A 12,267-nucleotide genomic window follows, 5' to 3' on the forward strand; every position below is an offset into this window, starting at 1 on the left:
CGTTATTCTCCCTTGAACACCGGTTCACGCTTCTCGGCGAAGGAATCGATGCCTTCCTGCCAGTCTTTCGTTGTGGAACAGAACATCATGCCTTCCAGTTCTGCAGTCAGCGCTGCGTCAAGGGTGCGCTCGCCAGCGAAGTTCAGCTGTTCCTTCGCCAGCCGCATCGAGAACGGAGCCTTGCTGGTGACCCTCTGTGCAAACGCCCGTGCGCTCTGAAGAAAACCCTCATCGGGATACACGCGGTTTGCGAGCCCAATGCGAGCAGCTTCTTGCCCGTCAATCCGCTCTCCCAGGAAAACGAGCTCGCGGGCTTTTGCCAGGCCGACCAGCCGGGGGAGGAGATACGTGATTCCGCCGCCGAGAAAGTTGCCGATGCTTATTTCGGGCAATCCAATCTTCGCGCTCTCGGCCATCACAACGAAGTCGGAGGCAATCGCAATTTCTGCGCCGGCTCCCAGCGCGAAGCCATTTACAGCCGCGACCACGGGCTTGCCGAGCGTCAGCAGTCGCTTGCACACCACCTGCTCACCCCGCAGGTATTCGCGACGCTCGAAGGCCGTGCGGCCCGCCTTGTGTTCCTTAAGGTCCGCTCCGACGCAGAATGCGCGTCCCTCTCCCGTAACGAGAACTACCCGCGCGGCGCGGTCCGCTTCAGCGAGGCTTAATGCTTCGCTTAACTCATCGTAAAGTTGCTGGACCACCGCATTCAGACGATGCGGTCTGTTTAACCGGACCTCTGCAATCCCGTCCTGCACACCGTAAATTATCGTTTCGAAAACCATGAACGTCTCCGTCATTGCACCTTGAAGGGCTCGCTCACGGTGTGGGGCATACCTCACGGGTCGTGGCGTCTCGGACAAACAAACACGCGAAGAAACGTCCGTTGCGTAAAATCTACGCATGGGCAACGTTTGTTGCAATCCAGCGTTTACCCGTAATTGAGCCTTTACTGACGTTGCGATTGGCTCTGGTGGTGTAGTTAGCTGTTCTCATACTTATGCCGCTCGCGGGCGATGCAAAGGACGCGTGGCAATGGGCTCGGAAGCCTCATTTCCTCTGTGGATGCAACCTCTGTTTCAGCGTCAACAGCACCTTCAGGCCACCACCTCTTCGACCCGCACCCGAACTCGCGCAGGGTTCGCGACACCAGTCGCCGACAGCCTGCTGGTGGGGCCTTGCCTATTTGGATGCGGCTCCGTAACATTTGTTGTCATCCCACCGAGGTCCGCGCCGTGACTCCCAGTTTCGAAGACCTTGCAGCCCTCATTCGCGCCAGATTTCCGGAACTGAGCCCCCAATTTCAGTCAGGCGCAGCCTACCTGTTAAATTTCCCGGACGAGGTTGCAGTATCGTCAATGCGGAAGGTCGCAGAAAACGCCAAAGTACAACCCGCGGCCCTCGTGCGCCTCTCCCAACAACTCGGCTTCCCAGGCTGGAACGAGTTTCGGGAAATCTTTGTCGCCCGCCTTCGAACACGCCCGGAACCGCTGAGCAGCAAGGCGCGAACGCTCGTGAGGGGCGGTCATCACGAAGCCCTTGCCCACGACATGGAGGCTGCGCAGCAACACAATCTCGAGACTACTTTCGCACAGAATGGCGCTCGCATCGTGGATGCGGCGAAGCTGCTCAGAAAGGCTCCGCATGTCCATATAGGCGGCTTCCGTTCCTGCTTCCCGATTGCGTTCGGCCTCCTGTATGGGTACCGACTCTTCCGCTCTTCGGTGAGCCTCGTCTCCGGGGAAGCGGGCACGCTTGAAATGCAGTTGCGCAGCATCGCGAAGGGGCATGCGACCGTCGTCATCAGCTTCGCACCGTATTCACGCGAAGCCGCACGAGTCGCGGAAGCCGCCAAGGAACAGGGCAGCAAGCTCGTCGCCATCACCGACAGCGCGGTTTCTCCCATTGCGCTGAGCGCCGATGAGGTGCTGCTCTTCACACACGACAGTCCATCGTTTTTTCCTTCCCTCGTCGCAGCTTCCGCGATCGCCGAGTCGCTGGTCGCCCATCTGCTGGCACTTGAAGGAAACAGGGCCATCCAGCAATTGTCCGAGGCGGAAGACACGCTACACGCGAAGGGTGCATACGTAAGCTGAATCCGGTCAGTGGTACCGCCATCTGTCGCGCAGTCCCGACGCCGGGACTACGTGTTTTCCCTCCCCCAATTTTTGTTGACGTCCCCTTCTGGCGGAGTACTATCCATATTGACAACAAACGTTGCGCATAATTTACATAAGACATCGCGTGTTGCGCTGCATGTAGCGTTGCTGTCATTGGTCCCTCCCACGTCGTGGAGGTGACATCGCCAATCACTGCGGAGAGAATCATGGGACGTCGTTCCTTCCTTATGTCCGTCATTGCTGTTGCAATGTTCGGAGCCAGCATCGCGCACGCGGAAACCAAAGAGTTGGTTGTCGGTACCGACACCTCCTTCATGCCGTTCGAATTCAAGCAGGGTGACAAGTACGTCGGCTTCGACCTTGACCTGTGGGCCGAAATCGCGAAGGACCAGGGCTGGAAGTACAAGATTCAGCCGATGGACTTCGCTGGTCTGATTCCGGCGCTTCAAACGCAGAACATTGATGTCGCGCTTTCGGGCATGACCATCAAGGAAGAACGCAAGAAGGCTATCGATTTTTCGGACCCGTATTACGACAGCGGACTCGCTGCGATGGTGCAAGTCGGCAACACGAGCATCAAGTCCATTGACGACCTGAATGGCAAGGTCATCGGCGCAAAAACGGGCACCGCAACGATCGACTGGATCAAGGCGCACCTGAAGCCCAAGGAAATCCGTCAGTTCCCCAACATCGACCAGGCCTATCTGGCCCTGGAAGCGGGCCGCGTCGACGCAGCCATGCACGATACGCCAAATGTCCTGTACTTCGTCAACACGGAAGGCAAAGGCAAGGTCAAGGTTGCCGGCGCCCCCGTCAGTGGCGACAAATACGGCATCGGCTTTCCGAAGGGAAGTCCTCTGGTGTCGAAGGTCAACGAAGATCTGACGAAAATCAAGGCAGATGGCCGTTACGCGAAGCTCTACAAGAAGTGGTTCGGTTCCGAACCGCCGAAGTCGTAATCGCTCGGAAATCTCGGAAATGGGGGCGCGGCGGTCACGACCGTCGCGCTGGCAACGGAAACAATCAGGAGCGCTTTGTGGAATTCGACTGGTCAGTTATCGGAGCGGCACTTCCAGACTTGCTGGACGGCGTGAAGCTCACAGTCTTTATTGCAGTTGTCGGGCTCGTCGGTGGTTTCATCGTCGGCATGATCGCCGGAATGTTCCGGGCGTATGGGCCTGTCGCACTGAACATTCTGGCTCAGGCCTACATTGAGCTGATCCGGGGTACGCCGATTGTCGTGCAGGTCATGTTTCTGTACTTCGCCCTGCCGCTGCTTGCGCATATCCGAATCGATGGCCTGACTGCCGCCATCATCGCGATAACGGTAAATTCGGGCGCCTATCTTGCCGAAGTGGTGCGCGGCGCGCTGTTGTCCATCTCCAAAGGCCTCACGGAAGCCGGTCTTGCGATGGGTCTGTCCATGCCACGTGTCCTCCTAAAGATTGTCGGGCCGCTGGCCTTTCGCCGGTTGATTCCGCCGCTCGGCAACCAGTGCATCGTTAGCCTGAAGGACACGTCCCTTTTTATCGTCATAGGTGTGGGCGAACTGACACGCAAGGGGCAAGAAATCATCGCGGGAAATTTCCGCGCCGTGGAGATCTGGACCGCGGTTGCCGTCATCTATCTGGTTCTGACTGGCGTGATGACGCTCACACTGCGTCTCGTTGAAAAGAGGATGAGCATCCTATGAACATGGTCGAATTCAAGGGGGTCTCGAAGAGCTTCGGCCACGTGCCCGTGCTCAAGGACATCAGCCTGCGCATCGAAAGTGGCGAAGTTGTGGTTGTCGTCGGTCCGTCCGGCTCGGGCAAGTCCACGATGCTTCGCTGTATCAACGTACTGGAAAAAATCTCGGGCGGAGACTTGCTGGTCGACGGGCAGAGCGTCAAGGGCAACGCCTCCGTGATCCGTAACATCCGGCTCGAGGCCGGCATGGTCTTCCAGCAGTTCAACCTGTTTCCCCAGATGACGGCGCTGGAGAATGTCATGTTCGGCCCTATCCAGGTGCGCGGAGCATCGCGAGCCGAGGCGCGCGACCAGGCAATGGCATTGCTGGACAAGGTGGGCCTCGAAGCGCGCGCCAATCATTACCCGTCCGAGTTGTCTGGGGGACAACAGCAGCGCGTCGCGATTGCCCGCGCCCTGGCCATCAGGCCCAAGTTGATGCTGTTCGACGAGCCAACCTCGGCGCTGGACCCGGAGCTGCGTCACGAAGTCCTCAAGGTCATGCAGGACCTCGCCACCGAGGGCATGACCATGATTGTCGTGACGCATGAAATCGGGTTCGCGAAGCGCGTCGGCACGCGCCTGCTGTTCATGGACCAGGGCGGCATCGCCGAGGACGGGCAACCGGCCGCGCTCATCCACACTCCACCGACACAGCGACTGAAAGACTTTTTGCAGCACGTGTCCTAAGCGAGGTTATGTCCGATATGAAGGTTCTCACTCCCGCCGTCATTTCCGGCTCTCCGTACGAAATCGGATACGCCCTCGGCTCACTGGCCCGGCCGGTGATGGGTGCGTACATGGGCCAAAGTGTCGCCTGGCAGGCGGTCAGCAGATGGCGCGGGCACGCGTTTGTGCGAGACCTGCGCCAGGCTGCCGAAAGTGCGTTCCCTGACCATGTCGCAGAAATCGAAGGGATGGCGGCAGGCATGGGATGGTCCGCCGAGGACGTGTTCCTGTGGAACTGCCGGGGAGAGTTGATTCACAACGCGCCAGACGGTTGCACCACACTGGCTGCCAGGTCGCAAAATGAGCGGCTCATTGCACACAACGAGGATGGCGACCCGTATCTGCGCGACCAGTGCGAGCTCGTGGACATCCGTCCAACCGGCAAGCCCGGGTTCGTGAGCTTCTACTACCCGGGCTCCCTGCCCGGACATACCTTCGCAGTAAGCCGTGCCGGACTGGTACAGGCCATCAACAACCTGCGAATCAGGAAGCCCGCTGTTGGAGTACCCCGCATGGTGCTCACCCGCGCGGTGCTCGACGTCGCTTCACTTGACGCCGCCATCAGGGTGCTCGATGGTGTGCCACGGGCCAGCGGCTTTCACCACACGCTGGGTTGCGTCGGGGACCCACGGCTGCTCAGCATCGAAGCCACTGTACAGCGCTGCTCCGTTACGGAGGTGACCCGCCTGTGCGGGCACACCAACCACCTTGTCCATGTCGGCTGTGACAACGAGGAGCAGATTATCACGGAGTCCTCCCGCGACCGGCAGACCCGACTCGGCGAGCTTCTTCCGAGTCTCTCGAACATCGGCGGGTTGAGTCTGCTGCAGGTACTCTCGGACAAGGCGTCGAAAGGTCTGCCAATTTATCGTGATGACCCTGCTGACCCGGACGACGAGAACACACTCGCGACTGCGCTGTTCGTCATTCAGGAAACCGGTGTGGAATTTGAAGTGCGCCAGCAAGGTGAACTGCGATTCAGGAGATTCGTGCCCCAGGAATCGCGCGCACGCACCGGGTCCTGACCACTAAGACAAAGCATGACAACCGTATTTCATCGCGCCCCGCGCGCAAAGCTCCCAATCGCTGTCACCAGTGACTACCGGGCGATGACCCGGCCTCAGAGTGTTTTTTGCGAATGGCGGCTGTACGCCTTACTGCTGCCGTTCATTTTGGTGATTTCAGCGATCAGCGAATGTCTGCAAATGGCCGAGGCCGGAAGCTCAATCAAGCGGTGAGCCCCGCTTTCGCTTTCGTCCAGCAGGCGTAGTTTGTCGCGACGACGGCGCGCCAGAAAATGGCTTAGTTTTGGACGTTTTCCCCGTAATCTTCCCAGTACCGAAGCGGATCGCGATATTGTGGATAGTGTGAGTTGAGCCACGCCGACAGTCTGGCCCAGTCGGGATGGTTGGTACCGGTTTGGGCAGACCATATTGACGATCTTTCAAGAACCTGACCGTTCAAGCGATCACGGACAACCAGGCTGCCCAGCCCGCTTGAACTGTTCGTCTGTGATTCAACCAGATACCGCGGCAGAATCCTGAGCTCCGCGTCCTCCGCCCACCCGTATACCACGCGAACTACGCCGGTGGAATCTCGCAACTCCGTGGGTCCACTTCCCGGCCGAACGGCTGTCCAGCCCTCAGGAAACTCAGCGACAACCTCGTTTTTTCCTTCCCTTACCCACTTCGCGTGCCATGCTTTCGCCATCGCCTCGCGTACGTGAGACACCGACTCGTAGCCAGTAGGCAGCTCGATCGCCATCGGAAGAGTAATGAGGTTGTCCTTCCAGAGCTTGGTTTCGTTGTCGACGCGCTCGACTACGTCGAACGCCCCGGCTTCGAATGGGTTCTCGGGCCGGCCGCTTACTTTCACGTTCCCGCTGGGCAGGCCTTCGAAAAGGCGCTCGGCATCGTGGCGGGTGAGTTTTGTCTTTCCTTTCTTCATGGTCTCACTACAGCAAGGTTGTCTCACTAACATGGAGGCTCTGACGTCCAAACTCGGGCGCCACGTCCTCTCGCGTGCGCGAACATGCGCGCGATTCCATTCTGCGCCATTTGACTGTTACCGGCTCGCGGGGTGGCAATGGCGCGGCTTATGCCTGTTCATACTGCCGGACTTCAGATGGATCGAGCGATCCTTCCAGGCAAAGTACCGCTCCCGAACGAGGGCGTCCAATGCTTTGCTTTCGCCTTGTTCACGAATTGCTGCCTTGGGAGCGACGTAGTCCGAAAGTCGCACGAACTCATTCAGGCGCGCAGTGGACGTCGAATTTGATGAGCTTCGTCGGACCGAATGTGTTGCTAATCGCAACGTCGGCGGCATCGCGGCCGCGCGCCATCAGCACGCGACCAATACGCGGCACATTGTTGCGCGGATCGAATGTCTGCCAGGAGCCGCCAACGTAGGCTTCGAACCAGGCCGCAAAATCCATCGCGCTCCACGGCGGCGGCACGCCGACATCGCTAATGTATCCCGTGCAATAGCGCGCCGGAATATTCATCGCGCGGCACAGCGCCACGGCCAGATGAGCGAAGTCGCGACACACGCCCTTGCGTTCCTGCCACGCCTGAAAGGCGGTCTTGGTCGGTCGTGCAAATTCGTATCCGAACGTGATGTGGCGATGCACGTAGTCGCAAATCGCCTGCACCCGGTGGCGGCCCGGAGGCGTATTGGAAAACAGTTTCCAGGCAATGTCGGACAGCAGATCTGTTTCGCAATAGCGGCTGCCGAGCAGGAACACCAGACATTCATCCGGTAGCGTTTCAACGGCATGCTGATAGTCGAACGGCTCGCGTGTCTCGGGTTGATCGGAGATGTTGAGCAGCGCGGTGGTGGAGAGCGAAATCAGTCCCTGCGGCGCGACGATGCGGCTGCAAAGATTGCCGAAGCTATCGCGATACTGCGTGATCGCCACAGGCGGATCGACCACCAGCAGATCGGCAGACAGGACATCCTGCACGCGGGAAAAATGCGTGTTCAACATCAACATCATCGGTGTCGGCTGCGCGCACTCGTAGATCAGTTCATAGCCCACGCGAAGTTTCATCTGACCATCCTTCCATTGATAAAGGCGTGACGCGCTGAGCGCTCAGGCGTCTTCGGTCACGCTCACGTCGACCTCAAGACTGCGGAACGAATGCATCGCGCCGTGCCATGTGCCCCAGAGCGGCAGCGCCTGATCGTAATTCCACGCTACCGCCACACGAATCAGATGCCGGTTGCCGACGATGCTGTTGGTCGGATCGAAATCGACCCAGCCTGCACCGGGAAGATAGATCTGCAGCCATGCGTGGGTCGCGCCGCCGCCCAAGGTGGCGTCATGGTCCGGCACGAAGATATAGCCGCTGACAAACCGGGCCGCGAGGCCAAGCGAGCGGACTGCATCCATCATCAGCACCGCGAAATCGCGGCAACTGCCGCTGCGTAGGAGTAGCGTGTCGGCAGGACGATTGACACCCTTCTCGATACGCCGCACGTACGTGAAGCTGTTCTTGATCTCGAGCGTCATGCTGCGCAACAACGTCATCGTGCCTGTCGTGCCGCCGGGTTCGATAAAGCGTCGCGCCCATAGGTCGACGTCGTCGTCCGGGTACTGCCGGCTTCGCGCGTTCACCAGATCAGAGGCATCTTCGCTCGTGTACGCGAACGGCCACGTCGACGCATAGGCTTCCAGCGAATAATCGGGCAGCGGCGCCTCGTAATGTTCGAGCGTCACCTCGCTTCTGAAGAGCAGTTCGGATGCTTCGACCGAAAACGTCGCGACTGCGACCGAGTTGTCGAAGACATCGTGCAACCAATGCAGCCGTTCAGGTGTGGGCGTGATCAGCAACTGCGCGGTGAGAAGCCGCAGATCATGACTCGCACGCGGGCGGAACATCATGCGATGCTCGCCGAAGCGCACTGGCTCCGAGTAGTGGTAGACGCTCTGGTGCCGCACGGTTAGACGTTGCGGCGATGTCATTGCGTTTCGCCGCGAACAAACTTGCTCACCATTTCGCCCCCAAAAGGAAAGCCCACCGCGACAGGACGAACTGGGGCGGCAATCGTTAACGACTCAGACACGCGTTGAATGCGACCAACAATGAGAGGCAACAAGGTGCACGTCGATCACAGCGGCGCTGCTTCTACAGGGCGGATACGGGACCACTGTCGAAAGTGCGCGCACTTAAAGCGAAACCACCGCGCTCCCACGTGCGGGCGCCGGTTACTTCTTCTTCGTCACACTGCTCGACACAGAAGTCTTCGGGGAAGGCGTCTTGAACAGATCTGCCCCGGGAGATGGCAACTTTTTGGGTTGTTTAGGCTTTTTTGCCTCGCGGTTACTACGAAGTTGACCTTTTGCCATTTCGCTCCCCATTTCGGCGGCCACGGAAGGGGCTGCTCTCTGACTCATTCTGGGCGCATTTTGAATTACTGTCGCGATCTATTTAAAAGACTCGATCACACACCTTAAACGGTAAGTGCACAAGTTTTCTGACAGTGCATGCCCTCTTCATGCGCTCAGCCGCCGCTTTGCCGATTGTTCTTGCTTTGTCGCGTCATGCGGCGCACTCTCGGATAGCCAACCTGAGTGCGCAAGCCGCTTCCATCGGCTCGCCACCCGTGTTTCGATCGACAGTCCCAGCGGGAATCCCGCACGCGAATGAGCATGGTAACCTTGATGTAGCGCGTCGCGGTGCTCAGGCGTGCTTTCTGGCCTCAGGCCGCTGCTTTGAAGTTGCACTCTCTTTTTTCGGGCATCCAGATGCTGAAGCGAACCCCAATGAGCTCGGTCATGCCGAGCAGACAGCAAGACTATGTGGCGACCCAGAAAGCTCGTGCCGAAGCCTTGCGGCAGGCGGAGTCCGACCGCGCCCAGAAGCGGCTTGACGATGATGCGCGCATCGATGTCAATGCCGCAAAGTGGCGCTACGTCTGTTCGAGAGAATAGATGGCAAAAAACAAGATCGTGCTCAGCTTTCCCAATCCCAGTCGCTCTTACGACGCATCCAGGCATTGTGTATGTTTCTGGGGTTACGACAATTCTCGCGAGATCGCGTTTCTTGTCGATGACCAAATGCTGACGAAGCTCAACCCCGGAACCTGCAGCGAGGAAACCGACCTGCTCGCGGCGTTCGATCGCAATCGCGACCGGATACTGGAACTGGCCAAAACGTTATATAAGGGTGGCCCGCAGATCAGGTACATGATTTCCTGAATCGAAGATCCGGCGCGATCACTTTTCATTTGCGGGCATGCGAGGCGCGAGCAGGGTTCGAACACATAGCCATTATTATTCGGCCCGATCGTCCTCATACGTCCAAGATGAAGCATATGCGCATAGTTGAGACCCGCGCAGGGGCAGGAAGGAGCACTCAGATTTCTCGCAACCGGTCGCTCGTGCGCGACGAAATCCGTAGACGCGCGGACGGCAGAAATGCCCGAAGACGCGACGGCCCGTCAAGCATCGTAATCGCTCTTTAAGTGTCTTCAAAGGCGTTCGGGGCTGCCGACTTCAAAAACTCGTGGCCATTCCAGATTAGCCGCCAGTCGCTACCCATCGAGCGCACGAGATTTGCGTCAGCAAGCAGGTTCAACTGATACCACACGCCCCGGTTCGAAACATCGAACGCATCCTTCAGCGCACCTTCAATGTCAAATTCGCTGAGGTGCGGGGACCTGTTTTCTGCACACCTTTTGTGCATCCGCACAGCTCCGTAGAAAGCGCGGCACAGCGCGACCTGTGTAGCTCTGAGATCGACGGTTGCCGGACAAAAGCCACCTGGCTTTTCGTCTGGAAGACTCAGATAGCGGACCTATGCCTGTCAGTCGAGCTCATTGCGTTACCTCACGGAAGCACACAACCAGGAACGGTCGCCTGCCTTACGGACGGTGTGCTCAGTACACACCTGGCACGCCCGGTGGACGATTCTTGAAGCGTCGATGCACCCAGTAATATTGCTCTGGGCACCGATTGATCTGCGTTTCAAGAAATTCATTCATTCGGCGCGCGTCGATCGTCTCACTTTCTGAAGGAAAGTCGCTGAGCGGCTCGAAGATGGTCAGCTTATACCCGCGGTAGTCGGGCAATACTTCAGTCACGAATGGTACAACCCGCGCATGGGCCAGTCGAGCAAGGCGCGAAACCGAAGTGAGTGTGCACGCGGGGACGCCAAAAAACGGCACAAAAACGGAGTTGTGTATGCCGTGATCCATGTCAGCAGCCAGCATGACTGGTTTGCCTGAACGAAGTAAGCCGACGATCTTTCTGGCGCTTGTCGAACGTTCAATCATCTCGGCGCCAAATCTGCCGCGTTGCCGCTTGGCTAGATTGCAAAGGCGCGCGTTCGACATGCGTGTATATAGTGAGGCGGCGGGCACGCGCGTTGAGTAGAGTATGCAGCCGACCTCGATGCTCACGAAATGGAAGCCAAGAAAGATGGTCGGCGAAGCGTTCCTGTCTTCCAGATCGATTCGACTTTCGATGTGGACCAGCTTTCGTATCCTCTGCGCGCTGCCGAACCATTGAATGCCTCGTTCGAGATAGCTTCGAACGACGTGGCGAAAATGGTTTCTGGCAAGGTCGTTGTACTCGCACTCGCTTTTGCCCGGAAAACAGAGACGCAGATTGACGAGAGCGATATGTTTCCGGGAGCTTGGAAGTGCATATAACATTGCCCCAAGCGCGCTGCCGAACCTTGCGACGAGCGTATAGGGAAGGACTGCGAAGACGCGCAGCAGCACTACAATCAAGACATAGCCTAATCGCCCCAAGAACCTCCCCCGCTCGCGAGAATCACTCATCGCGACACGGAAAAATACGAATACTTACGGATGTATAACAAAATTCGAGATCCTGGTGGCATAGCATGGCGATGGCCGGGAAGTATCGCACGTACTGCTTTGTGACGGGCTACCCAGGTGGACGCTAGGGGTTCTCGGTTCTCCCTAGCGAAAACGACTGCGTATGGGCGGCAAGCGCCTGCACCGCGGATGCACCACCAGGCGGCCGTTCTACTTTGAAAGCCGCCGCCGAGTCCGCATTGGGGCGAAGGGCAGATCCGGGTCGGCAAGACTCATCCATCCATGACTTGGCTGACATTCATCGACACCGGGTTGTGAAGTCAACAAAGCGACCTGCTGCCGCCGCACGCTGCCCGATCGGCAACCGACCGCTATGGCCGACTGGATAGGGGTAGGAAACGGCGGACGCCGTCCCCTCCCTCCGAACCCGGTGTGCAGTTTTCCCGCGACGGGCTCTCCAGTCAGTTGTTTCCACATCGGGATTGGCGCGCCAATCGATGAGCCTCGGACATCGTGAACAGCCCAAGATTAGCGAAGAAGGCATTAGGCCATCGGGGGCGATTCTCAACGTCGCGCCGCCATCCGCCGGATAATCCGCAACCGACACCACCGGTGCAAGCGTCGAACCGCTCAGCACGCGCGGCTCGACGGCCACGAGTTTCTGCAGTTGCCCGATCGCCGCATCCACGTCCTTGCGCTGCGCGAGTTCCACCTCGACCTCGATGCGCTGAGTGCCGCCACAGTTGTCGTTGATCACCGGATTGCTCCAGATCTGGCTGTTCGGCACGAACACGATGTTGCCGTCGCCGCATCGAAAGCGGACCCGCACCTACGAAGTGGCAAGCGAGAAAAGCGCCAGACACGCGGTGCATCGCGGTGATGCGCTAGGGCGTCTCAAAGATTG

At 58.5% G+C, this 12,267-nt stretch carries 14 protein-coding genes; 8 read left to right on the forward strand and 6 right to left on the reverse strand.

Features of this window, described 5'->3' with window-relative positions:
* Positions 1–2 precede the first annotated feature (2 nt).
* Positions 3–785: an enoyl-CoA hydratase/isomerase family protein gene (locus tag OKW28_RS35215; RefSeq protein ID WP_429452272.1), complete on the reverse strand. Its 783-nt coding sequence runs from the start codon at positions 783–785 to the stop codon at positions 3–5.
* 405 nt (positions 786–1,190) lie between these two features.
* On the opposite strand from OKW28_RS35215, the gene OKW28_RS35220 reads away from it, so the two are divergent.
* The 6 genes from OKW28_RS35220 to OKW28_RS35245 all read left to right on the forward strand — a co-directional run bounded on the left by OKW28_RS35220 (position 1,191) and on the right by OKW28_RS35245 (position 5,815).
* Positions 1,191–2,096 carry a MurR/RpiR family transcriptional regulator gene (locus OKW28_RS35220; RefSeq protein WP_429454557.1) on the forward strand — a complete coding sequence of 302 codons (906 nt, stop codon included), beginning with the start codon at positions 1,191–1,193 and terminating at the stop codon, positions 2,094–2,096.
* A 230-nt stretch (positions 2,097–2,326) separates the two neighbouring features.
* Positions 2,327–3,079 carry a glutamine ABC transporter substrate-binding protein GlnH gene (gene glnH, locus OKW28_RS35225; protein WP_026226140.1) on the forward strand — a complete coding sequence of 251 codons (753 nt, stop codon included), beginning with the start codon at positions 2,327–2,329 and terminating at the stop codon, positions 3,077–3,079.
* A gap of 77 nt (positions 3,080–3,156) precedes the next feature.
* Positions 3,157–3,813 carry a glutamine ABC transporter permease GlnP gene (glnP, locus tag OKW28_RS35230; protein ID WP_133665171.1) on the forward strand — a complete coding sequence of 219 codons (657 nt, stop codon included), beginning with the start codon at positions 3,157–3,159 and terminating at the stop codon, positions 3,811–3,813.
* Positions 3,810–4,538: a glutamine ABC transporter ATP-binding protein GlnQ gene (gene glnQ, locus OKW28_RS35235; protein ID WP_429452274.1), complete on the forward strand. Its 729-nt coding sequence runs from the start codon at positions 3,810–3,812 to the stop codon at positions 4,536–4,538. Before glnP ends, glnQ begins: the two co-directional genes overlap by 4 nt.
* A 17-nt stretch (positions 4,539–4,555) precedes the next feature.
* Complete coding sequence (locus OKW28_RS35240) at positions 4,556–5,602, forward strand: C45 family autoproteolytic acyltransferase/hydolase (protein WP_429452276.1); 1,047 nt, start codon at positions 4,556–4,558, stop codon at positions 5,600–5,602.
* Between the two features lie 15 nt (positions 5,603–5,617).
* Positions 5,618–5,815 (forward strand): hypothetical protein, encoded by a 198-nt coding sequence (locus tag OKW28_RS35245; RefSeq protein WP_429452278.1) that lies wholly within the window; start codon positions 5,618–5,620, stop codon positions 5,813–5,815.
* A 64-nt stretch (positions 5,816–5,879) separates the two neighbouring features.
* Here OKW28_RS35245 and OKW28_RS35250 read toward each other — a convergent pair whose 3' ends face one another.
* From OKW28_RS35250 to OKW28_RS35260, 3 genes are all read right to left on the reverse strand, one after another.
* Entirely contained in the window at positions 5,880–6,524 is a 645-nt protein-coding gene (locus OKW28_RS35250; protein ID WP_429452280.1) for a hypothetical protein, read from the reverse strand.
* Positions 6,525–6,822: 298 nt separating this feature from the next.
* Entirely contained in the window at positions 6,823–7,626 is an 804-nt protein-coding gene (locus tag OKW28_RS35255; protein WP_429452282.1) for a transglutaminase-like domain-containing protein, read from the reverse strand.
* A 42-nt stretch (positions 7,627–7,668) separates the two neighbouring features.
* On the reverse strand, positions 7,669–8,541 hold the full coding sequence (locus tag OKW28_RS35260) for a transglutaminase family protein (RefSeq protein ID WP_429452284.1): 873 nt from the start codon (positions 8,539–8,541) through the stop codon (positions 7,669–7,671).
* An 813-nt stretch (positions 8,542–9,354) separates the two neighbouring features.
* Here OKW28_RS35260 and OKW28_RS35265 point away from each other — a divergent pair.
* Together OKW28_RS35265 and OKW28_RS35270 are read left to right on the forward strand one after the other, a co-directional pair.
* Positions 9,355–9,510 carry a hypothetical protein gene (locus OKW28_RS35265; RefSeq protein ID WP_429452286.1) on the forward strand — a complete coding sequence of 52 codons (156 nt, stop codon included), beginning with the start codon at positions 9,355–9,357 and terminating at the stop codon, positions 9,508–9,510.
* Positions 9,511–9,777, forward strand: coding sequence for a DUF1488 domain-containing protein (locus tag OKW28_RS35270; RefSeq protein ID WP_429452287.1), 267 nt, complete (start codon positions 9,511–9,513; stop codon positions 9,775–9,777).
* Positions 9,778–10,457: 680 nt separating this feature from the next.
* Here the strand turns inward: OKW28_RS35270 and OKW28_RS35275 are convergent.
* The gene (locus OKW28_RS35275) at positions 10,458–11,363 is read right to left on the reverse strand and encodes a lipid A biosynthesis lauroyl acyltransferase (protein WP_429452289.1); all 906 of its coding nucleotides are present in this window, start codon (positions 11,361–11,363) and stop codon (positions 10,458–10,460) included.
* 298 nt (positions 11,364–11,661) lie between these two features.
* Entirely contained in the window at positions 11,662–12,156 is a 495-nt protein-coding gene (locus OKW28_RS35280; protein WP_429452291.1) for a hypothetical protein, read from the reverse strand.
* Between the last annotated feature and the right edge of the window lie 111 nt (positions 12,157–12,267).

The organism is Paraburkholderia sp. 40 (assembly GCF_050434105.1).
GTDB classification, from domain to species: Bacteria; Pseudomonadota; Gammaproteobacteria; order Burkholderiales; family Burkholderiaceae; genus Paraburkholderia; species Paraburkholderia tuberum.